Source organism: Sulfitobacter sp. 1A10359 (genome assembly GCF_043558145.1).
Lineage (GTDB): Bacteria > Pseudomonadota > Alphaproteobacteria > Rhodobacterales > Rhodobacteraceae > Sulfitobacter > Sulfitobacter faviae.
Genome location: NZ_JBIFGB010000001.1, coordinates 654,900 through 676,717, shown reverse-complemented (window position 1 = coordinate 676,717; position 21,818 = coordinate 654,900). Strand labels below are relative to the sequence as shown.

Sequence of the window (21,818 nt, the reverse complement as noted above, 5' to 3'; positions counted from 1 at the left end):
CGGTACTGGCAACCCAAGGCCATGGGGCCTATGTAGCCTGTAATCACTTCAGGAATTTCCATGCCAGCCGATACAGAACAATCTAACGCCGCGCGGCGGCGCGACCGCAAGACGCCCAAGCCCGAACGCATCCCCACAGAGGCCGAGATGATCGACGCCGCCGAGCGGCAGTCGGGCTTTCTGGTGCTGCGCAAGGTCGCGCCCTACCTCTGGCCCAAGGATATGCCATGGGTGAAACGCCGGGTGGTTCTGGCCATGCTGGCGCTGCTGGTGTCGAAGCTGATCATCGTCGCCACGCCGTTCTTCTACCGCGACGCGGTGGATGCGCTGGCGGGCGAGGGGGCGCCGATGCTGGCGCTTGGCGCGATTGGTCTGACCGTGGCTTACGGCATGGCGCGACTGATGGGGGTGGGCTTTCAACAGGTCCGCGATGCGGTGTTCGCCCGCGTCGGGCAGCGCGCCCTACGGATGCTGGCGCTTGAGACCTTCCAGCACATTCACAAACTGTCGATGCGCTATCACATCACCCGCAAGACCGGGGGGCTCAGCCGGATCATCGAGCGGGGGGTCAAAGGCGTCGACTTTCTGCTGCGCTTCCTGCTCTTCTCCATCGGGCCGCTGATCCTTGAGCTGATCCTCGTGGGCGTGATCCTCGCCGTGCTCTTCGACGTCTGGTATCTGGCGGTCGTGGCGGTGACCATTGCGCTCTACGTCTGGTTCACCTTTGCCGTCACCGAATGGCGCGTGCGCCTGCGGCGGCAGATGAACGACAGCGACACCGACGCCAATCAAAAAGCGATCGACAGCCTGCTGAACTATGAAACGGTGAAATACTTCGGCGCAGAGGGGCGCGAGGCCGCGCGCTATGATTTGGCGATGGCCGACTATGAGAACGCGGCGATCAGGACGAACTATTCGCTCGCTTTCCTGAACTTTGGCCAAGCGCTGATCATCACCGCAGGGCTCGTAGGGGTCATGGTCATGGCGGCGATGGGCGTGCAAAGCGGCGAGCTGAGCGTCGGCGACTTCGTGATGGTGAACTCCTACATGATCCAACTGACCGTGCCGCTGAACTTCCTTGGCACCGTGTACCGTGAGATCCGTCAGGCGCTGGTGGACATGGGGCAGATGTTCGGCCTGCTCGAACAACCGGCTGAGATTGACGACAAGCCTAACGCGCCAGACCTCAAGGTTACTGGCGGCCATGTGACGCTGGAGAACGTGCGTTTCGCCTATGACACCGACCGTGAAATCCTCAAAGGCATCTCGCTTGAGGCCAAACCGGGAGAGACGGTGGCGATCGTCGGCTCGACCGGCTCGGGCAAATCCACCATCGGGCGGCTGCTGTTTCGCTTCTACGATGTCGCGGGCGGGGCGCTGAAGATCGACGGGCAGGACGTGCGCGATGTGACGCAGCATTCGCTGCATATGGCGATTGGCGTCGTGCCGCAGGACACGGTGCTGTTTAACGACACTATCGGCTACAACATTGCCTATGGACGCGATGGTGCCACGCAGGAGGAGGTCGAGGACGCCGCGCGCGCAGCACAGATCCATGATTTCATCATGGCGCTGCCGCAGGGGTATAAGACCACGGTGGGCGAGCGGGGCCTGAAGCTTTCGGGCGGCGAGAAACAGCGCGTGGGCATCGCGCGGACCCTGCTGAAAGATCCGCCGATCCTGTTGTTGGATGAGGCCACAAGCGCGCTCGACAGCGAGACGGAGCATGAGATCCAAGACGCGCTGCGCCGCGCGGGCCAAGGGCGCACGGTGCTGACCATCGCCCACCGCCTTTCGACCATCGCCGAGGCCGACCGCATCGTCGTGTTGGAGAAGGGCGAGATCATCGAACAGGGCAGCCATGAGGTGCTGCTCGCCCAAGGGGGGCGCTATGCCCAGCTTTGGCAGCGCCAGCAAGCGGAAGAAGAGTAGATGGCGAAGCTGGCCCCGCCTTCTGTTTCGGCAGGCAGGCGGGGCATTGCCGCCGAGGGGTGCATTTGCGGGCGATCTGCTCTTGCACTGTGCGGGGTGGCGCATGATATCTACCGCCATGACCGATCTTTCGACCTCCTCGCAGACCTCGCTGCGCGCCCGCGCCGCCCGGCTGGCCGACCGCCCTTCGTTCCAGAATTTCATTCTGGGCGTGATTCTCTTTAACGCCGTGATCTTGGGGCTTGAGACCTCGGACGAGGTGATGGCGCAGGCCGGGCCGCTGATCCTGCTGCTGGACCGTATTTGTCTCGCCATTTTCGTCATCGAAATTGCGATCAAGCTTTTCGGGCGCGGGCTTGATTTCTTCAAACGCGGGTGGAGCATCTTTGACTTTATCATCGTCGCCATCTCGCTGATCCCGGCGACACAGGGGCTCAGCGTTTTGCGCGCCCTGCGCATCCTGCGGCTCTTGCGCGTCGTCTCGGTCGCGCCCTCGCTGCGTCGCGTGGTCGAGGGGCTGGTCAACGCGCTGCCCGGCATGGGCTCGGTCTTTTTGCTGATGGGGGTGATCTTCTACATCGCCTCGGTCATGGCCACCAAACTCTTTGGCGCGGATTTCCCGCAGTGGTTCGGCACGCTGGGCCAGTCGGGCTATTCGCTGTTTCAGATCATGACGCTCGAGTCGTGGTCCATGGGCATCGTGCGCCCGGTGATGGAGGTCTATCCCTATGCTTGGATGTTCTTCGTGCCCTTTATCATGGTCACCACCTTCGCGGTGGTGAACCTGTTGGTCGGCCTGATCGTGAACTCGATGCAAGACGCGCATCATGAGGAAAGCAACGAGCAGACCAACACCTACCGCGATGAGGTCATGTCGCGGTTGACCGATCTGGAAAACCTGATCAAGGCGCAGAACACCCCGCCCAAACCCTAAGAGGCCGGGGCGGGGAGAGGGCGTTATTCCTCGCCGATCGCCTTAGCGGTGAGATTGTCTAGCGCCTTGGTCATCTTGGTGAGATATTCCGCCTCTTCGGGCAGGCCGTGGGCGGTGACCAGCGTTTCAGGCGCGGCATAGGTCACATGCACGGCCCCCTCGCCATCGGCGTAGACCAGCACCCGCATCGGCAGGTCCAGCCCGGCGGTCTGGGCATCCTGCATCGCGGGGGTGCCGAGCTTTGGGTTGCCAAAGATCAAAAGCTGCGTCGGGCGCAATTCCATCTCCGCCTTTTCGGCCCCGGCGGCGTGATCGACCCGGGCAAAGACCTCGGCCCCTGCCGCCTCAACCGCGCTTTCCAGCCGGTCCATCGTCGTGGGCACGTCATGGGGTGAGACTTTGGCCACCAAATCCTGCGCCAATGCGGGCATGGCCGCCATCACGACACCCGCCGCCAGTGCAATCGCTTTCATCATCGTCTCCTTTCGCTGCATTCTGCCCCTGACCTAGCGTGCCGCGCCCCCGGGCCAAGCCGTCGGCGAAAAGGCGCTGCGGTTCGCTGGGTCTTGGCTTGGCTGGCCACGCGCGGTAAGAGGGGCAAAATCAGGCCGGGGGCAGGGCGCGATGAGCGATACCGACAGTTTTATTGACGAAGTGAACGAAGAGGTCCGCCGCGACCGGCTGTACGGCTACCTGCGCCGCTATGGTTGGATCGCCGTGCTGGCCGTGGTGGCCATCGTCGGTGGCGCCGCGTGGAACGAATACAGCAAAGCACAGGAGCGGGCCGAGGCCGAAGCTTTGGGGGATGCGATGCTTGCCGCGCTCGAAGCGGATGCCAGCAATGCCCGCGCCGAAGCGCTCGCCCCGATTGAGGCCGATGGCCCCGGTGCCCGCGCTGTGCTGAACTTCATGCGCGCCGATGCGCTGGCCGAGGCGGGTGAAACCGATGCCGCCGTGGAACAGCTGGATGCTATCGCGCTCGACGGTGACCTCGCGCCGATCTACCGGGCCTTGGCGCAGTTCAAGATCGTGACCCTGCAGGGCCAATCGGTGCCCGTGGCTGAGCGGCGTCAGGCCCTCGAAGCGCTGGCCCAGCCCGGTGCCCCGCTGCGCCTGCTGGCCGAAGAGCAACTGGCCCTGATCGACATTCAAGAGGGGGAGACCGACAAGGCCGTGGCGCGCTATCAGTCCATTCTCTCCGACGCGGAAACCACCCCGGACTTGCAACAACGCGCCCTTCAGGTGATTGTGGCCTTGGGTGAAGAACCGGGTGACGAGAGCGCCGCCGCAGAGGCCGCGCTGGAGATCCCCGAAGCAACGGGTGACTGACACATATCCACCCGCCAAAAATGGCGGGGGCGTGAAGGTTGAGGAAAGACAGAAAGTGAGCAGGTCCATGACGAAGCATCGCGAAACCGAACCCGGCTATGCGGGTCTGCGGGGTCTGGGCGTGGCGGGGGCCATTGGTGCCGCGCTGTTGCTGACGGCCTGCGCGGACGAGCAGACTTATCTGCCGGGCAAACGCGAAGACGTGCGCGCGGTGTTGCAAAACCCCGGCGTGCAAGACCCTGCCTTTGACGGCGCCACCGGTCCCGTGCCAGAGAATACCAGCCGCGCCATCGCTCTGGGCGGCACGGTGAACAACGCCAATTGGACCCATAGCATCGGCACCGCAGCGACCCGCATTAGCCATCCCGCGCTGCGGACCGCCTTGCAGCCGGTCTGGAGCGCCGATATCGGCGCGGGCGACAGCCGCAAACAACGTATCACCGCCGATCCGGTGGTGGCGGGCGGGCGTGTCTTCACGCTCGACGCCGGGGCGCAGGTCACAGCGACCTCGACCTCGGGCCAAACGCTTTGGACCCGTGACCTCACTCCTGCATCCGACCGCGAAGGCCAAGCCACCGGTGGCGGCCTCGCCGTGGATGGGGAAACGCTCTATGTCTCCGTGGGCTTTGGCGTTCTGGCCGCGCTCGACGTGACGACGGGCGGCGTGCGCTGGACCCAAGACCTTGACGCCACCGGTTCGGGCACGCCGACCGTCTCGGGCGATCTGGTCTATCTCACGGCGGGCGACGATACCGGCTGGGCGCTGGACAAGGCGACTGGCCGCATTCAGTGGCAAACCGGTGCGGTCACCAGCCTTAGCAACGTTTTGGGCGCGCCTGCGCCTGCCGTCACCAGCGATCTGGCGATCTTTGCCTTCGGCTCGGGCGAGGTGCAGGGGCTGTTCCGCCAAGGCGGGCTTGAGCGGTGGTCGACCTCTGTTCTGGGCAAACGTCCGGGCCGCGCGCTGAGCTTTGTGGGCGATGTGACAAGCGCGCCTGTGGTCTCGAACGGGACTGTCTATGTGGGCAACCATTCGGGCCGTCTGGCCGCACTGGATGTCAACAGCGGCGACCGTAAGTGGGTCGCGCGCGACGGGGCGATCGGTCCGGTCTGGCCTGCGGGCGATTCTGTCTTTGCGGTGACGGACCTGAACGAATTGGTCCGGCTCGACGCCAGCACGGGCCGCCGCATCTGGGGCACGCCGCTGCCGAATTTCGTCAAGGACAAGCCCAAGAAACAATCCGAAGTGGTGGCCCATTACGGCCCGATCATCGCCGGGGGGCGCGTGATCGTGGCCTCCAACGACGGGGTGCTGCGCAGCTTTGACCCCGTAAGCGGCGGGCTGACCGGCACCACCCAAATCCCCGGCGGGGCAACCACCGCCCCCGTCGTGGCGGGCGGCACGCTATATGTCGTCTCCACCAAGGGGCAATTGCACGCTTTCCGTTAGGCCGCAAATAGGCTAAGGCGCGTGTCTGAACTGGCCCAACCGGGGCCCGGAGCCTGAATTATGTCCTTTACCCTTGCCATCGTGGGCCGTCCCAATGTCGGGAAATCCACGCTGTTCAACCGCCTTGTCGGCAAACGCCTTGCGCTGGTCGATGACCAGCCCGGCGTGACCCGCGACCTGCGCGAAGGCGCGGCCAAATTGGCCGACCTGCGCTTTACCGTGATCGACACCGCGGGACTGGAAGAGGTCACCGACGACAGCCTGCAAGGCCGGATGCGCCGCCTGACCGAACGTGCGGTGGACATGGCCGATGTCTGTCTCTTCATGATCGACGCCCGCGTGGGCGTGACCCCCTCTGACATGGTCTTTGCCGAAATCCTCCGCAAGAAATCCGCCCATGTGATTCTCGCGGGCAACAAGGGGGAGGGCAAGGCCGCCGACGCCGGCATGATCGAGGCCTATTCGTTGGGGCTGGGCGAGCCCATTCGCATGTCCGCCGAACATGGTGAGGGGCTGACCGATCTTTACACGGCCCTGATGCCGCTGGCGGATGAATATGCCGAACGTGCCACCCAAGACGCGCCCGAGACGGATGTGGACCTGCCTGAGGATGACGCCGATCTCGAAGCCGAATCCCTGCCGATGCCGACCCGCGCCAAGCCGCTGCAGGTCGCCGTGGTGGGCCGCCCCAATGCGGGCAAGTCGACGCTGATCAACCAGATTCTGGGTGAGGACCGTCTGCTGACCGGCCCAGAGGCTGGGATCACCCGCGATGCGATCTCGCTGACCACCGAATGGGCCGGGCCGGATGGTGAGCCAGTGCCGATGCGCATTTTCGACACCGCCGGGATGCGCAAAAAGGCCAAGGTTCAGGAGAAGCTGGAAAAGCTCAGCGTTAGCGACGGTCTGCGCGCGGTGAAATTCGCCGAGGTTGTGGTGCTTTTGCTCGACGCCGAAATCCCGTTCGAGCAGCAAGACCTGCGCATCGCCGATCTGGCCGAGCGTGAGGGCCGTGCCGTTGTCGTCGCCGTGAACAAATGGGACATCGAAGAGAACCGGCAGGAGAAACTGCGCGATCTCAAAGAGAGCTTCGAGCGGCTCTTGCCGCAGTTGCGCGGTGCGCCGCTGATCACCGTGTCGGCCAAGACGGGCAGGGGCCTCGACCGGCTTCAGGCCGCGATCATGCGCGCCTATGAGGTCTGGAACCGCCGGGTGACCACCGCGCAGCTCAACCGCTGGCTCTCGGGCATGATGGAGGCGCATCCGCCCCCCGCGCCGCAGGGCAAGCGCATCAAGCTGCGCTATATGACCCAAGCCAAGACCCGCCCGCCGGGCTTCGTGGTGATGTGCAGCCACCCTGACAAGGTGCCGGACAGCTACACGCGCTATCTGGTCAACGGGTTGCGGTTGGATTTCGACATGCCCGGCACGCCGATCCGTCTGTGGATGCGCGGCCAGTCCGACGCCAACCCCTATAAGAACCGCAAGAAAGCGGCGCCGTCGAAGCTGCGCAAGCACACCGACGGTCGCCGCAAGGACTAAGCGCGCTCAGCCGCGCCGAAACGCCCTGACGGTGGGCAGCGCCACGATGACGCTGCCCCCGAGCGCCAGATAGGCGACCAAGGGCGTCTCGCCCCAATTGGTCACGACCACGCCCACCAGCCCCCAGATCACCGCGATGCCATAGGTCGGTGTCCGCCCCAGAGCGGTCTGGACGATGGCGCCGATTGCAATCGCCAGCCCGACAAAGACCACCGCCGCCGTCTGCTCTTCCAAATAGCCGTATCCTGCGGCCAGAAGCGCCAGCGACACGCAGGAAGCGGCAGAGAGCCAGCCCGCGTAGAGCCCCATCGGGGCGGCGGCCCAGAGCGGGTCTTCGACCGGGGCGAGGAACAGGGCGATCAGCGCGGTGATCAGCATGATCCAGATCAGTATCGCGGCCCAGACCGGGCTCATGGTGGCCACGGCGAGCCATGTGGTCCCCACAGCGAGCGACAGGCAGAGCGGCACGCGCATGTCGTGCCACTGCCCATCCCGCGGCGCGCGGAGCAGACCATAGCCGAGACCCACGATCAGCCAGAGGTAAATCACCCCCCAGATGGAAAAGGCATAGCCCGCAGGCTGCGCGGGCGGGTTGTCTTGGGGAATGGGAAATTGGTTCGGATCAAAGCCCGAGAAGCTGGGCACGAAGAAGGGCGAGATCGCAAAGGCGATGCTGAGCAGCAGTGCGAGCGCTGCGATCAGGGTGCGGGAGGATTTGGGCAAGCGGGGCCTCGTGGGATTAGCTGTTGCGGTACATCTAATCCTAGAGCGCCTGCTCGCCACGGCAACCAAGGGCCAGCGCTGCCCGCGGGTGGGCGATGGAACGGCTGGACACTGCCACTTTATGGCTCAACCATAACGTGACTTCGCCAAGTCGCCCCAACCTCACTAAATCGCCTACCCGTCCGGGCGGGCAGGCGATGGCCCGGCGCCTGCGGCTTGATCCCGGGCCACGCGGCGGCCCACCCTTAGGCGAGCACACCTTCCGCAGTGAGGGTCGTCTTGCCCCCCAGATAGGGCGCAAGCGCCTCGGGCAGTTTCACCGAGCCATCCGCCTGCTGGCCATTTTCCAGCACCGCGATCAGGCAACGCCCAACCGCCAGCCCCGAGCCATTCAGCGTATGCACGAACTGCGGCTTGCCGCCGCCCTCGGGTTTGAACCGCGCGTTCATGCGCCGCGCCTGAAAATCGCCGGTGGTCGAGACCGAGGAGATCTCGCGGTAACAATCCTGCCCCGGCACCCACGCCTCGATGTCATAGGTGCGTCGTGCGCCAAAACCCATGTCGCCGGTGCAGAGGATCACGGTGCGGTAAGGCACGCCGAGCTTTTCAAGAATGCCTTCGGCGCAACCGACCATGCGCTGCTGTTCGGCGTCGCTCTCATCCGGGTGCGTAATTGAGACCATCTCGACCTTCTCGAACTGGTGCTGGCGCAGCATCCCGGCGGTATCGCGCCCGGCACTCCCGGCCTCGGAACGGAAGCAGAGCGTATGGGCAGTGAGACGGATCGGCAGAGCGCTTTGCTCCAGCGTGTCGCCGCCCACCGAATAGGTCAGCGGCACTTCGGAGGTCGGCACCAGCCACCAGCCATCCGTGGTCTGATAGCTGTCCTCGCCGAATTTCGGCAGTTTATCCGTGCCATACATCGCCTCGTCGCGCACCAGCACGGGGGAGTTCACCTCCGTCAGGCCGTTCTCGTCAACATGGGTGTCGATCATGAACTGCGCCAGCGCGCGGTGGATGCGCGCCACGGCGCCTTTCAGCATGACGAAACGCGCGCCCGAAGTCTTGGCCGCGGTCTCAAAATCCATGCCGGGTTTGACGCCTTTGATCTCGTAATGCTCGACCGGTTTGAAGTCGAAGGCGGGCTTCTCGCCCCAGCTTTTCACCTCGACATTGTCGTTCTCATCATCGCCTTGGGGCACGTCATCGGCGGGGTTGTTGGGAATGCGGGCGAGCATGTCGGTCAGCTTCGCGTCCAACTCCTGCGCCTCGGCGTTCATTGCGGCGACTTCGGCCTTCTTGTCGCTGACCAGCGCGCGCAAACGCTCGAACTCGGCCTCGTCGCCCCGACCCTTGGCGGCACCGACTTCCTTGCTGGCCTTGTTCTGTTCGGCCTTGGCAGTCTCGGCGGCGGCGATCTTGGCGCGGCGCGCGGCATCGAGGGACAGCACCGCGTGCGACATCGCAGCCTCGCCCCGGCGGGCGAGAGCGGCGTCAAAAGCCTCGGGATTGTCGCGGATGGCGCGGATGTCGTGCATGGGTTTGTCCTCAAGATCGGGTGAGTCGGTTTTGCTGCCTTATGCCTTAATGTGCGGTGCGGGGGTAGGGGCCGCAACCATGCGGCGATTGGCCCCGCGCGGGCGGGCAGGCGGCATCGGCTTTCCACCTTGCACCCCGCTGTCACCGCGCATAGGTTCTGGCCAAATTCTCAAGGCCCATTTTGTGGCCCAATACCCATCGAAAAGGACGACCCCCATGGAAGGCATCCAGCAATTCGTGCCGCTGATCCTGATCTTCGCGATCATGTATTTTCTGCTCATCCGCCCGCAGCAGAAGAAGGCGAAGGAACATCAGGCCATGGTGGCCGGTCTGCGCCGGGGCGATCAGGTCGTGACCCAAGGCGGCATCATCGGCAAGGTCTCCAAGGTCAAAGACGACGGTGAGCTTGAGGTGGAAATCGCCGAGGGCGTGAAAATTCGCGTGGTGCAGGCCACCATCGCCACCGTGGTCTCCAAGACCGAACCGGCGAAATAAACCCTACCCCGAGGCCGCAACCCAAAGGCGGAACTATGCTACAGATTGATCTGTGGAAGCGGATTGTCATTGTCCTGACCTGTTTGGCAGGGCTTTGGCTGGCGCTTCCCAATGCCTTTTACGCTCCTGTCGAAAAGCACAATGACGCCGTTGCGGCCATCGAGGTTCAGGGCAGCACGCCCGAACTGGAAGCGCAGCGCGCGCTTTGGCCCGAATGGATGCCCTCGGGGCTGGTGAACCTTGGCCTTGACCTGCGCGGCGGTGCGCATCTGCTGGCCGAAGTGCAACTGGCCGATGTCTATGCCTCGCGCATGGAAGCCCAATGGCCCGAGGTCCGCGACGCTCTGCGCAGTCTCACCCCGGTGCGCCGCCAAGAAGCGCCAGCGGGGGAGTTGCGGGTCCGTCTGAACGATCCGTCGAAAATGGCCGAGGCGCTGCAGATCACCCGTGATCTGGCCCGGCCCGTCACCACCGTGACCGGCGCAGGCGGCAGCGACATCGACGTGAGCGGGGCCGATGGCATCATCACCATCACCCTGTCGGATGCCGAAAAACAGGCGACCGACGAACGCACCATGCAGCAGAGCCTCGAAATCGTGCGCCGCCGCATTGACGAAGTTGGCACCCGTGAGCCGACGATCCAGCGTCAGGGGGCGGACCGTATCCTGATCCAAGTGCCCGGCATCGGTTCGGCGGCTGAGTTGAAAGCCATCATCGGCACCACGGCGCAGCTGACCTTCAATCCGGTGGTCAATCGTGGCTCGAACGAAAACGACAACCCCGGCATCGGCAACGCGATCCTGCCTGCCGCCGACGAAGAGGGCGTCTTCTACACGATTGAGACCGCCCCCGTCGTCACCGGCGAACAACTCGTCGACGCGCAGCCGAGCTTTGACCAGAACGGCGCGCCTGCCGTGTCTTTCCGCTTTGACACCTCCGGCGCACGGAAGTTCGGCGATTACACGGCTGAGAACATCGGCTCTCCCTTCGCCATCGTGCTCGACGATGAAGTCATCAGCGCGCCGACGATCCAGAGCCATATTCCCGGCGGGTCGGGCATCATCACCGGGCGCTTCTCGGTCGAGGAAAGCACCAACCTTGCTGTGCTGCTGCGCGCCGGGGCCCTGCCTGCGGGGCTGAGCTTTGTCGAAGAGCGCACCATCGGCCCGGAACTGGGCCAAGACAGCATCGACGCGGGCAAGATCGCGACCATGGTCGCCTTCGTCGCCGTGCTGTTCTTCATGTGGGCGTCCTACGGGCTGTTCGGCTTTTTTGCCAATATCGCGCTGATCATCAACGTCGGGCTGATCTTTGGCCTGTTGAGCCTGATCGGGGCCACGTTGACGCTGCCGGGCATCGCCGGGATCGTGCTGACCGTCGGCATGGCGGTCGACGCCAACGTGCTGATTTTCGAGCGTATCCGCGAGGAACAACGCAATGCCAAAGGCGCTGCGCGGGCAATCTCGCTGGGGTATGAACGTGCGCTCAGCGCCATTTTGGATGCAAATATCACCACATTCATCGTGGCGGTCATCCTCTTCGCTCTCGGCTCCGGTCCGGTGCGCGGCTTTGCCGTCACGCTGGGGCTGGGCATCGTCACATCGGTCTTCACCGCCTTCTTCGTCACCCGTTTGCTGGTGGTGATCTGGTTTGAACGCCGCCGTCCCAAGACAATCGAGGTTTGACATGCGACTGAAGCTGGTACCCGACAATACGAACTTCGATTTCTTCGGCTATGCCAAGATCACCTTTGGCGCTTCGGTGGTGTTGATGGTCCTGTCCCTGATCGCTTGGAGCGTGATGGGGCTGAACTTCGGCATCGACTTCCGGGGCGGCACCACCCTGCGGACCGAAAGCTCCCAAGCCGTCGACGTGGGCGCTTACCGCGATGCGCTCGCGCCGCTTGAATTGGGCGACGTCACGATTTCCGAGGTCTTCGATCCCGGTTTCGGTGCCGACCGCCATGTGGCGATGATCCGCGTGCAGGCCCAAGAAGGGCAGCAGGCGGCGACGACCGACACGATCGAAACCATCGAAGCGGCACTGCAAGGCGTGGCCCCCGATATCAAGTTCACCTCTGTCGAATCCGTGGGCCCCAAAGTCTCGGGCGAGCTGATCCAGACCGCCTTCCTTGCCGTGGGCGGGGCGCTGGCGGCGATCCTGATCTACATCTGGTTGCGGTTCGAATGGCAGTTCTCGGTCGGCGCGGTGGTGGCCCTGTTCCATGACGTGGTGCTGACCATCGGGCTTTTCTCGCTCCTTCAGATCCGTTTCGATCTGCCGGTCGTGGCGGCGATCCTGACGATCATCGGCTATTCGATCAACGACACCGTGGTGATCTTTGACCGCCTGCGGGAGAATCTGCGGAAATACAAAAAGCGCCCCCTGCGCGATGTGATGAACCTCAGCGTGAACGAGACGCTGAGCCGTACGCTGATGACCTCGGGCACCACCTTGCTGGCGCTGATCGCCCTGCTGATCTTGGGCGGCGATGTGATCCGGGCCTTCGTCTTTGCCATCACTTGGGGCGTGATCGTGGGCACCTATTCTTCGGTCTATGTGGCCAAGAACGTGGTGCTTTACCTTGGCGTGAAGCGCGACTGGTCCAAGCCCGACGCGGGCGCGGGCACGCAATTCGCCAATATTGATGCCTGACCTGCTGCCGCAGGCCATCGCCACCCCCGGGGTGGCATGGCTTGCGCTGGCCGTGATCGTGGCGGGGCTGGTGCGCGGCTTCGCCGGTTTCGGCTCTGCCATGATCATCATGCCCGTCGCGGCCTCTGTCCTGCCTCCGGTCGAAGCGATTCTTTTCCTAACCGCTGCCGAGGTGATCGGCCCCCTGCCAAACCTCCCCGATGCCCTGCGCGAAGGCGCGCCGCGTGAAGTGGGGCGGCTGCTGCTCGGCGTGCTGATCGGCATGCCGCTGGGCCTATGGGGGCTGTCGCTGATCTCGCCCGAGGGGTTCGGCTGGATCGTCTCGGGCGTGGTGCTGGGGCTTCTGGCGCTGCTGCTCGCGGGCTGGCGCTATCACGGGCCGCTTGATGCGAAGCTGGTGACGGCCACCGGCGCTCTGGGTGGCTTTATGACCGGTTTTGCGGGCATCGCCGGGCCGCCGGTGATCCTGCTCTATATGGCAAGCCGCAGGCCCGCTGCGGTGATCCGGGCGAATTTCTTGCTCTATCTACTGGGGCTCGACCTGATGCTTTTTGCCATGCTCGGGGCGACGGGGCAGGTGGTCTGGCCGGTGCTGTGGCTGGGCCTCTTGGCCGGGGTGCCCAATGTCATCGCCAATATCATCGGGGCGCGGCTATTTGACCCAAAGCGAGAGCGGCTTTTTCGCACGGTGGCCTATATCGTCATCGCCGCATCGGCTATCCTCGGCCTGCCGCTGTGGAATATCTGAGCCTGTGAGGGACGCGACATGCGATTGAATGAGATCACCTATACCGACGCCAAACCGATCGACGGCTACGGCCCCGGCTTCTTCCGCATCGACGGAGAGGTCGTTGAGGGCGCGCAGGTGATCGGCCCGGAGGGCATCACCGGCTGGGGCGGTCTGGCCGATCCCGCGCCGGTGTTGGCGCTGGCGGGCAAGGTGGATGTCGTCTTTCTCGGCACCGGGTCGGAGGTGGCGCATATCCCCGATGACCTGCGTGAGACCTTGGAAGAGGCCGGGCTGGGGGTCGAGGTTATGTCGTCTCCCGCCGCCTGCCGCACCTACAACATTCTGCTGAGCGAGGGGCGGCGCATCGCGCTGGCCCTCTTGCCGGTCTAAGGGCGGAGCGGCGCGGCCAGTGCAAGTCAGCAACCTCAGCGTCGCACGCGGCGGGGTGCCCGTGCTCTCGGGCCTGTCCTTCGCGCTGGCGGCGGGGGAGGCCTTGGTGCTGCGCGGCCCGAACGGTGCCGGAAAGACGACGCTGCTGCGCTGTATCGCGGGGCTGCAAGCGCCGCTCACGGGGCAGATCGAGGGGGCGGAGGACCGTGTCGCCTATGCCGCCCATGCGGATGGGCTGAAATCCATGCTGACCGTACGCGAGAATCTGAGCTTTTGGGCGCAGGTCTTTGGCAACACTGACATTTCCGCCGCACTCGATGGCTATCAGCTGCGCCCTTTGGCGGACCGTTTGGCCGCGACCCTCTCCGCCGGGCAAAAGCGCCGTTTGGGCTTGGCGCGGCTCTTGGTGACGGGGCGGCCGATTTGGGTGTTGGATGAGCCGACGGTCTCGCTCGACGCGGATGCGGTGGCGCTGTTCGGTTCTGTCCTGCGCGGGCATTTGGCGTCGGGCGGATCGGCCCTCATGGCCACGCATATCGATCTGGGGGTGGAGGCGCGGATGCTCGACATCAGCGCCTACCGTGCGGCCCCCGATGCCGATCTCGGCGCCAGCGATGCGGCCTTTCTATGAAGGCGTTGCTGCTACGAGACCTGCGCTTGGCGCTGCGGGCAGGCGGGGGCTTTGGCCTTGGCTTGGCGTTCTTCCTGATCGTGACGATGCTGGTGCCCTTCAGCGTCGGGCCAGAGGCCACGCTGCTGCGCGCGATTGCGCCCGGTGTGCTTTGGCTCGGGGCGCTTTTGGCCTGTCTTCTGTCGCTCGACCGTCTGCTGGCGCTCGATCTCGAAGACGGCTCGTTGGAGCTGCTGTTGACGGCACCGCTGCCGCTGGAAGGGGCGCTGGCGGTCAAGGCTTTGGCGCATTGGCTGACCACCGGGCTGCCGCTGGTTCTGGCGGCGCCCTTTTTGGGCGTGATGCTGCAACTCGCGGCCCCGGGGCATCTGTGGCTGCTGGCCTCGTTGGCGCTTGGCACGCCGGCGCTGTCGGTGATCGGCATGTTCGGCGCGGCGCTGACGGTGGGGATCAAACGCGGCGGGTTGCTGCTGTCGCTACTCGTGCTGCCGCTCTATATCCCGACGCTGATTTTCGGGGCCGAGGTCGCGCGGCGCGGGACGGCGGGGCTGGACACCGCCACGCCGCTGTTGATGCTGGCGGGGCTGACGCTGGCCGTGGTGGCCTTGATGCCATTTGCCGCAGCGGCTGTCTTACGGATGGGGTTGCGATGACCCCAACAAATCGTGCATTGAGCACCACCCAACCGCGCGATAGGTAGTCTGCATGTCCCTTTGGCAATACGCAAATCCGGTCAAATTCCTTGCGCTTTCGCAGCGCGTGCAACCTGCGCTTTGGGTGCTGGCGGCGGCCTTCGTGAGCGTGGGCTTGCTTTGGGGTTTTTTCGGCACGCCTGATGACGCGCGGCAAGGCAGCACGGTCAAGATCATCTATCTGCATGTGCCCGCCGCTCTGATGGCGATCAATGCGTGGTTCATGATGCTCGTGGCCTCGCTCATCTGGCTGATCCGCCGTCACCACGTCAGCGCATTGGCGGCCAAGGCCGCGGCCCCCGTGGGGCTGGTGATGACGCTGATCGCGCTGGTCACGGGGGCGATCTGGGGCCAGCCGATGTGGGGCACATGGTGGGCGTGGGATCCGCGGCTTACGTCCTTCCTGATCCTGTTTCTCTTCTATCTGGGTTATATCGCGCTGTGGCAGGCGGTCGAAGACCCGGACACCGCCGCCGATCTGACCTCGGTTCTCTGCCTTGTTGGCTCCGTCTTTGCGGTGCTGTCGCGCTATGCGGTGCAATTCTGGAACCAAGGGTTGCACCAAGGGACCTCGATCCCCGTGGCCACGGGCAACCGCAGCGTGGCGGATGTTTTCTTTTACCCGCTTGTGCTAGCGATGCTGGGCTTTGGCCTGCTGTTTCTGGCGCTGGTGGTCTACCGCACGGGCACCGAAATTCGCCTGCGCCGTACGGCGGCGCTTAGGGCGCGGATGAACAGGGGGGCGTGATGCCGGATCTTGGAAAATACGCGGCCGAGGTGCTCTCGGCCTATGCCCTATCTCTGCTGCTTCTGGCGGCGCTGATCGGCTTGACCCTCTGGCGCGGTCGCGCGGCGCGCCGGGCTTTGGAAGAAACTGAGCAGGAGGCCGGAAGCCGTGGCTAAACTCTCGCCCATGATGATCGCGCCGCCGGTGATCTTTGCCGCCTTCGTCGCACTGGCCGCCGTGGGCATGTACCGCGACGATCCCGAGGGGCTGCCCTCGACGCTGGTGGGGCAACAGGCGCCTGCCATGCCCGCAGACACGCTGCCCGGCTATCCGCAGGCCACGGATGACATGCTGCGCGCAGGGCAAGTGAGCTTGGTGAACTTCTGGGCCAGCTGGTGCCCGCCGTGCCGCGCCGAACATCCCAAGCTCTTGGAGATGCAGGCCGAGGGGATGAACATCATCGGCGTCAATTTCAAGGATACCGAGAAGAACGCGACCGCCTATCTCGAAGACGAAGAAAGCCCCTTTGCCGGGGTCGGTTTCGACCCGCAGGGGCGTGTGGCGATTGATTGGGGCGTGACCGCCCCGCCGGAAACCTTCATCGTCGACGGGGACGGCACGGTGTTGTTCCGCTTTGCCGGGCCGCTGGTTGGCAGCGATTACGAACAGCGGTTCCTCCCGGCGCTGCGGGATGCGATCACCCGCTGATCTTTTCGGCGTATTCAACCAAACGTTTTGCCTGATAGGCGACGGAATTCTTGCCGGTGTCGCTCAGCGGGCCGGGTTCGCAGGAGTATCCGTAGGGGTTGCCGCCATCTTCGAATTTGACGCCATCGGCATAGCCCGGCGGCACGATGATCGCACCCCAGTGCATCGCGGTGACATAGATCGACTGAAGCGTCGTCTCCTGCCCGCCGTGCGGGTTCTGCGCCGAAGTGGTCGCCGTGATCGCCTTATTGGCCAGCGCCCCTGACTGCCAGAGCGGCCCCAGCGTGTCGATGAAGGTGCGGAACTGGCTGGCGGCGACGCCAAAGCGGGTGGGGGCCGAGATGAAATAGCCATCGGCCCATTCCATGTCCTCGGGTTTGGCCTCGGGGATGTCTTGCATCTTGTCCAACTGGGCGCGCCACGCGTCTTGGCCATCGACAACGGCCTGCGGGGCGGTCTCGGCGCAGCGGCGCAGGCGGACCTCGGCGCCTGCCTCTTCGGCGGCGCGCGCGGCTTGCTCTGCGATGGCGTGGTTGGTCCCATAGGTGGAGTAGAACAGAACGGTGATTTTCGGGCTCATGGTTTCTCCTTTCACGAGGTGCTTCGGGATCAACGGGAATTCCCGGTCTTCTGTTCCTTGGGGTCAGAGCGAATAGGGCCGCGCCCATTCGCGCAGGCGGTCGATAAACTGGGCGTTGGTCAGTTGGTCCAAGCGGCCCTCGGGCGCGGTGAAACCGGGCAGCGGCTCAAGCGCGATGCGCAGGCGGCGCATCTGTTCTGGATAGGGGGCGACCCGCTCGGCCAGTTCCACCATTCCTGCGGGCACCCGGCGGGCGGGGTGTTCGGCGCTGTAGTAAAGCGCGAATTGCATCGCATTGAGGTTCGACACAAGATCGGCAAGGGCGGGCAAAATGATCGTGTTCATCTCATCGCTGTCCGCCGCGAACATCGACGCCTTGCTCAAAAGCCCCCGCGCTTGCGCGACCGTGGTGGTGGTCGACAGCACGAAGCTGACCGAGAGGGTGAGGATCACCATCCCATTGACCCCGACAAGCACCGACATCGCCAGCCAGAAGGGGCTTTGCGTTTGCAGCGGCCCGCCGCCGAGGGTCGAAAGCAGATGACCCACAAAGGCGGAGTCGCGGACAAAACCCGCAGGCTCTGTGCTGTCCGACATGACCACGGCATCGCGGCTCAGCTGAAACACCAAAGTCCAGCCGAGGGAGACGAGCACGATCCAAGTCACCGCGATGGCCGTCATCACCACCGGGCCGGAAAGGCGGTGACGGGCGTTTCCCTTGGGCATGACTTTGGTGAAGAGAAAGAACGCCGCCCGCGCCACCCGTTCCGACAGGGGCGCCACAGGGGCCGCGCCGATGGCGGTATAGAGAAAATCCAGCAGGACGATAACAAGGATCACCGCGCCCAAAGCGCCTAGCGCATAACCTGCTATCATTGCTGTGCCTTCCTCGAACGCGATCGTCTTAGAAAGGCAACCCGTGATGCGCGGGCAGGTTCCCGCTCAAGGCCGTGAGGCAAAGAAAAAGGAGCGGCCCGCAGGGGCCGCTCCTTGAATTGTTTCGCAGTGGCGATGGGCGCTTAGGCCGATTTCGCCAGATTGCGCAGCACATAGTGCAGCACGCCACCGTGCTCAATGTATTCGATCTCAATCGCGGTATCGATGCGGCACTTCAGGGTGATATCCTTGGTGCTGCCATCCGCCATGGTGATCTTGCAGGGCACTTCCTGCAGCGGCTTGATCGTGTCCAGCCCTTCGATGGAGACGGTCTCATCCCCGGTCAGGCCCAGCGATTTGCGGGTGTCGCCGCCGGTGAACTCGAAGGGGATGACGCCCATGCCAACGAGGTTGGAGCGGTGGATACGCTCAAAGCTCTCGGCGATCACGGCCTTCACACCCAAAAGGGCGGTGCCCTTCGCAGCCCAGTCGCGCGAGGAGCCCGCGCCATACTGTTCACCACCGAAGATCACCAGCGGAGTGCCGTTCTCCTGATGCGCCATGGCGGCATCGAAGATCGAGGTCTGCTCGCCATCGGGTCCCTTGGTGTAGCCGCCTTCGACGCCGTCCAGCATCTCGTTCTTGATGCGGATGTTGGCGAAGGTGCCGCGCATCATGACTTCGTGGTTGCCGCGACGCGAACCGTAGGAGTTGAACTCCCGCACCGGCACCTGACGCTCGGTCAGGTACTGACCCGCAGGCGTGGTTTCCTTAAAGGAACCGGCAGGCGAGATGTGGTCGGTGGTGATCATGTCCCCCAGCACCGCCAGCACTTTCGCGCCTTCGATGTTGGAGATCGTGCCCGGCTCGGGCGACATGCCTTGGAAGTAAGGCGGGTTCTGAACATAGGTCGACTGCGGCGGCCAATCGTAGGTCTTGCTGTCGGTGGTCTCGACCGCCTGCCACTTTTCGTCGCCCTTGAAGACATCGGCGTATTTCTCTTGGAAGGCTTCGCGCGTCACGGTCTGTTCGACCAGTTCGGCGACTTCCTGTGTCGAGGGCCAGATGTCTTTCAGGTAGACGTCATTGCCGTTCTTGTCCTGACCCAGCGGGCTGTTGGTCAGGTCGTGGTTCATGTCACCCACCAGCGCATAGGCCACCACGAGGGGCGGGGAGGCGAGGTAGTTGGCGCGCACGTCGGGGCTGATACGGCCCTCGAAGTTGCGGTTGCCCGAAAGCACCGAGGTGCCGATCAGGTCATAGTCGTTGATCGCCTTGCTGATCGGCGCTTCCAGCGGGCCGGAGTTGCCGATGCAGGTGGTGCAGCCGTAGCCCACGAGGTTGAAGCCGATGGCGTCCAGATCGTCTTGCAGGCCCGCGGCCTCAAGGTAATGCGATACGACCTGCGAGCCCGGTGCCAGCGATGTCTTGACCCAAGGTTTGCGGGTCAGGCCCAGCTCACGCGCCTTGCGCGCCACGAGGCCCGCGCCGATCATGACATAGGGGTTCGAGGTGTTGGTGCAGGAGGTGATCGAGGCGATCACGATGGAGCCGTCATGCAGCTGGTAATGGCCGTCGTCGGTCATCACATAGCCGCGGTTGTGGTGGCCCTCGTCGCCGGGGATTTCCTGCGGCTCGGGCTGGCCGCCTTCGCCTTCCCAACGGATTTCGGAGTTCGCGGAGGTGTCTTTGCCTTCGCGGATGCCTTTGACGTATTCGGCGAAAGCGGTGTGCGCCTTGTCGAGTGCGATGTAGTCCTGCGGACGCTTGGGGCCCGAGATCGCAGGCACGATGGTGCCCATGTCGAGGCTCAGCGTGTCGGTGTAGACCGGCGCGTAATCCGCATCGCGCCACATGCCGTTTTCCTGCGCATAGGCTTTGACCAGCGCCACGCGATCCTTGTCGCGGCCGGTGTTGGTCAAGTAGCGCAGCGTTTCATCGTCGATCGGGAAGAAGCCACAGGTCGCGCCGTACTCAGGCGCCATGTTGGCGATGGTCGCACGGTCCGCCAGCGGCAGGTGGTCAAGGCCGTCACCGTAGAATTCCACGAACTTGCCGACCACGCCTTTTTCGCGCAGCATCTCAACCACTTTCAGCACGAGGTCGGTGCCGGTGGTGCCTTCCATCATGCGGCCAGTCAGCTCAAAGCCCACGACCTCGGGGATCAGCATGGAGATCGGCTGGCCCAGCATCGCGGCCTCGGCCTCGATCCCGCCAACACCCCAGCCCAGAACGGCAGCGCCGTTGACCATGGTGGTGTGGCTGTCGGTGCCGACCAGCGTGTCGGGATAGGCGACTTCTTCGCCATTCTGGTCCTTGTCGGTCCAGACGGTCTGGCTGAGGTACTCGAGGTTCACCTGGTGGCAGATGCCGGTGCCGGGGGGCACAACGCGGAAGTTGTTGAACGCCTTCTGACCCCACTTGAGGAAGGTATAGCGCTCGATGTTGCGCTCATATTCGCGGTCCACGTTCATCTGGAAGGCGCGCGGGTTGCCGAACTCGTCGATCATCACCGAGTGGTCGATGACGAGGTCGACGGGGTTGAGCGGGTTGATCTTGTCGGCGTCGCCACCAAGCGCCACCAGACCATCGCGCATCGCGGCAAGGTCAACAACAGCCGGCACACCGGTGAAGTCCTGCATCAGCACGCGGGCCGGACGGTAGGCGATCTCACGCGGGTTCTTGCCGCCCTTGGTCGCCCATTCGGCAAAAGCCTTGATGTCGTCTTGGGTGACGGTCTTGCCGTCTTCAAAACGCAGCATGTTTTCCAGAACGACTTTCAACGCCGCTGGCAGTTTGGAGAAGTCGCCCAGACCAGCCGCTTCGGCGGCGGGGATGGAGTAATAGGCGACGTTCTGGCTGCCAACGGTGAGGGTTTTCCGTGTCTTGGCACTGTCGTGACCGACTTGAATTGTCATGGCGGGCTCCCTTCGGGGTCTGATGGGTGGCTAGATTGCCGTCTCAATGCCACTACGGGCGCGGCGGTTCAACTGTTATCGGGCGGTTTCGCGCGATTTTGTATACCATTGTGTACCGACTTTAAAGGGGGCATCATGCGCGGCATGCGGCTGTGGGCGCTAACGGCCGTTTCAACAAAGGTTGATTGGTATTTTACCCTCCCGGCCGTTAGACCAAACCCATCACCGAGATATTGATCCGTCTGGAATTTTATGAAGCCCCTGATTTTTCCCGTCCTTGCCGCATTTTCGCTGCTGGCCGAGCCCTTGCAGGCTCAGCAGGAGCAGCCTGTGGTGGTCGAACTCTTTACCTCTCAGGGCTGTTCCTCTTGCCCCGATGCCGATGCGATGCTCGCCGAATTGGCCGAGCGGGAGGATATCATCGCGCTCGCGCTGCATGTGGATTACTGGGATTACATCGGCTGGGAGGATCCCTTTGGCGATCCGGCCCATGCCGAGCGTCAGCGCGGCTATGCCGCTGTCGGCGGGCGGCGCAGCGTTTATACGCCTGAGCTGATCGTGCAGGGGCAGACCGATATCGTCGGCGCGAAACCGATGAAACTGATGGACGCGGTCGAACGTCACGCAGAGGCCGCGCCGCAAGTGGCGCTGACGGTCGCGCGGTCAGGTGCAGCGGTTGAGATCACGGCAGATCCTTTGGCCAAAGGCGTGGGGCCGATGCAGGTCCACATGCTGCGCTATTCCCCGATGGAGCGGACCAAGGTCACCCGGGGTGAGAACGCGGGCCATGTTATGGAGCACAGCAACGTGGTGCAGGGCTGGCAGGTCTTGGCGGACTGGGACGGGGCGGCGCCCCTGTCACTGCGTGCCGAGGCCGAGGGCGATCTGCCCGTCGTGGTCATCGTTCAGCGCAAAGAGCAGGGCGGGCCGGGGGCGATCCTCGCCGCCGCGCGAGCCAAGTAAGGCG

The 21,818-nt window shown here is 64.0% G+C and carries 22 protein-coding genes; 16 read left to right on the top strand and 6 right to left on the bottom strand.

Annotated elements, in window-relative coordinates; genetic code table 11:
* The first annotated feature begins 147 nt into the window (after window positions 1-147).
* On the top strand, window positions 148-1,932 hold the full coding sequence (locus ACGYK2_RS03355) for an ABC transporter ATP-binding protein/permease (RefSeq protein WP_271689944.1): 1,785 nt from the start codon (window positions 148-150) through the stop codon (window positions 1,930-1,932).
* A 103-nt stretch (window positions 1,933-2,035) separates the two neighbouring features.
* On the top strand, window positions 2,036-2,866 hold the full coding sequence (locus ACGYK2_RS03350; protein WP_271689660.1) for an ion transporter: 831 nt from the start codon (window positions 2,036-2,038) through the stop codon (window positions 2,864-2,866).
* A gap of 23 nt (window positions 2,867-2,889) precedes the next feature.
* Here ACGYK2_RS03350 and ACGYK2_RS03345 read toward each other — a convergent pair whose 3' ends face one another.
* Window positions 2,890-3,339, bottom strand: a complete 450-nt coding sequence (locus tag ACGYK2_RS03345) for a DUF302 domain-containing protein (protein ID WP_271689661.1) — start codon at window positions 3,337-3,339, stop codon at window positions 2,890-2,892.
* Between the two features lie 151 nt (window positions 3,340-3,490).
* Between ACGYK2_RS03345 and ACGYK2_RS03340 the strand changes: the two genes are divergently transcribed.
* The 3 genes from ACGYK2_RS03340 to der all read left to right on the top strand — a co-directional run bounded on the left by ACGYK2_RS03340 (window position 3,491) and on the right by der (window position 7,187).
* On the top strand, window positions 3,491-4,195 hold the full coding sequence (locus ACGYK2_RS03340) for a tetratricopeptide repeat protein (RefSeq protein ID WP_271689662.1): 705 nt from the start codon (window positions 3,491-3,493) through the stop codon (window positions 4,193-4,195).
* A 67-nt stretch (window positions 4,196-4,262) separates the two neighbouring features.
* A complete protein-coding gene (locus tag ACGYK2_RS03335) occupies window positions 4,263-5,645 on the top strand; it encodes a PQQ-like beta-propeller repeat protein (RefSeq protein WP_271689664.1) in 1,383 nt (460 codons plus the stop codon).
* 60 nt (window positions 5,646-5,705) lie between these two features.
* Window positions 5,706-7,187: a ribosome biogenesis GTPase Der gene (gene der / locus ACGYK2_RS03330; RefSeq protein ID WP_067266411.1), complete on the top strand. Its 1,482-nt coding sequence runs from the start codon at window positions 5,706-5,708 to the stop codon at window positions 7,185-7,187.
* Window positions 7,188-7,193: 6 nt separating this feature from the next.
* Here the strand turns inward: der and ACGYK2_RS03325 are convergent, their stop codons facing one another.
* Both ACGYK2_RS03325 and serS read right to left on the bottom strand, forming a co-directional pair.
* Entirely contained in the window at window positions 7,194-7,910 is a 717-nt protein-coding gene (locus ACGYK2_RS03325) for a hypothetical protein (RefSeq protein ID WP_271689665.1), read from the bottom strand.
* A gap of 245 nt (window positions 7,911-8,155) precedes the next feature.
* The gene (gene serS, locus ACGYK2_RS03320) at window positions 8,156-9,448 is read right to left on the bottom strand and encodes a serine--tRNA ligase (protein WP_271689666.1); all 1,293 of its coding nucleotides are present in this window, start codon (window positions 9,446-9,448) and stop codon (window positions 8,156-8,158) included.
* A 217-nt stretch (window positions 9,449-9,665) separates the two neighbouring features.
* Between serS and yajC the strand changes: the two genes are divergently transcribed.
* Genes yajC through ACGYK2_RS03270 form a run of 10 tightly spaced genes read left to right on the top strand, consistent with a single transcriptional unit; the run spans window position 9,666 to window position 16,477 of the window.
* Entirely contained in the window at window positions 9,666-9,944 is a 279-nt protein-coding gene (yajC, locus tag ACGYK2_RS03315; protein ID WP_067627241.1) for a preprotein translocase subunit YajC, read from the top strand.
* A gap of 35 nt (window positions 9,945-9,979) precedes the next feature.
* Window positions 9,980-11,629: a protein translocase subunit SecD gene (gene secD / locus ACGYK2_RS03310; protein WP_209218655.1), complete on the top strand. Its 1,650-nt coding sequence runs from the start codon at window positions 9,980-9,982 to the stop codon at window positions 11,627-11,629.
* Window position 11,630: 1 nt separating this feature from the next.
* On the top strand, window positions 11,631-12,599 hold the full coding sequence (secF, locus tag ACGYK2_RS03305; RefSeq protein ID WP_209218656.1) for a protein translocase subunit SecF: 969 nt from the start codon (window positions 11,631-11,633) through the stop codon (window positions 12,597-12,599).
* Window positions 12,592-13,347 carry a sulfite exporter TauE/SafE family protein gene (locus ACGYK2_RS03300; protein ID WP_271689667.1) on the top strand — a complete coding sequence of 252 codons (756 nt, stop codon included), beginning with the start codon at window positions 12,592-12,594 and terminating at the stop codon, window positions 13,345-13,347. Before secF ends, ACGYK2_RS03300 begins: the two co-directional genes overlap by 8 nt.
* Window positions 13,348-13,365: 18 nt before the next feature.
* Window positions 13,366-13,719 carry an Mth938-like domain-containing protein gene (locus ACGYK2_RS03295; RefSeq protein ID WP_067266397.1) on the top strand — a complete coding sequence of 118 codons (354 nt, stop codon included), beginning with the start codon at window positions 13,366-13,368 and terminating at the stop codon, window positions 13,717-13,719.
* Between the two features lie 19 nt (window positions 13,720-13,738).
* On the top strand, window positions 13,739-14,350 hold the full coding sequence (ccmA, locus tag ACGYK2_RS03290; protein WP_271689668.1) for a heme ABC exporter ATP-binding protein CcmA: 612 nt from the start codon (window positions 13,739-13,741) through the stop codon (window positions 14,348-14,350).
* On the top strand, window positions 14,347-15,003 hold the full coding sequence (gene ccmB / locus ACGYK2_RS03285) for a heme exporter protein CcmB (protein WP_271689669.1): 657 nt from the start codon (window positions 14,347-14,349) through the stop codon (window positions 15,001-15,003). Before ccmA ends, ccmB begins: the two co-directional genes overlap by 4 nt.
* 52 nt (window positions 15,004-15,055) lie before the next feature.
* Window positions 15,056-15,790 carry a heme ABC transporter permease CcmC gene (gene ccmC / locus ACGYK2_RS03280; protein WP_067266389.1) on the top strand — a complete coding sequence of 245 codons (735 nt, stop codon included), beginning with the start codon at window positions 15,056-15,058 and terminating at the stop codon, window positions 15,788-15,790.
* Window positions 15,790-15,945, top strand: a complete 156-nt coding sequence (gene ccmD, locus ACGYK2_RS03275; RefSeq protein ID WP_394374198.1) for a heme exporter protein CcmD — start codon at window positions 15,790-15,792, stop codon at window positions 15,943-15,945. The genes ccmC and ccmD overlap by 1 nt, the downstream gene beginning before the upstream one ends.
* Window positions 15,938-16,477 (top strand): DsbE family thiol:disulfide interchange protein, encoded by a 540-nt coding sequence (locus ACGYK2_RS03270; RefSeq protein ID WP_271689671.1) that lies wholly within the window; start codon window positions 15,938-15,940, stop codon window positions 16,475-16,477. Before ccmD ends, ACGYK2_RS03270 begins: the two co-directional genes overlap by 8 nt.
* On the opposite strand, the gene ACGYK2_RS03265 is transcribed toward ACGYK2_RS03270, so the two are convergent.
* The 3 genes from ACGYK2_RS03265 to acnA form a co-directional block, all read right to left on the bottom strand.
* Window positions 16,467-17,057, bottom strand: a complete 591-nt coding sequence (locus tag ACGYK2_RS03265; protein WP_271689672.1) for an NAD(P)H-dependent oxidoreductase — start codon at window positions 17,055-17,057, stop codon at window positions 16,467-16,469. The two genes, ACGYK2_RS03270 and ACGYK2_RS03265, sit on opposite strands and share 11 nt — an antisense overlap.
* Window positions 17,058-17,120: 63 nt before the next feature.
* Window positions 17,121-17,933: a hypothetical protein gene (locus ACGYK2_RS03260; RefSeq protein ID WP_271689673.1), complete on the bottom strand. Its 813-nt coding sequence runs from the start codon at window positions 17,931-17,933 to the stop codon at window positions 17,121-17,123.
* 143 nt (window positions 17,934-18,076) lie between these two features.
* Complete coding sequence (acnA, locus tag ACGYK2_RS03255) at window positions 18,077-20,851, bottom strand: aconitate hydratase AcnA (protein ID WP_271689674.1); 2,775 nt, start codon at window positions 20,849-20,851, stop codon at window positions 18,077-18,079.
* 252 nt (window positions 20,852-21,103) lie between these two features.
* Here acnA and ACGYK2_RS03250 point away from each other — a divergent pair, with 252 nt between their 5' ends.
* The gene (locus ACGYK2_RS03250; protein ID WP_271689675.1) at window positions 21,104-21,814 is read left to right on the top strand and encodes a thioredoxin family protein; all 711 of its coding nucleotides are present in this window, start codon (window positions 21,104-21,106) and stop codon (window positions 21,812-21,814) included.
* The last annotated feature ends 4 nt before the right edge of the window (window positions 21,815-21,818 follow it).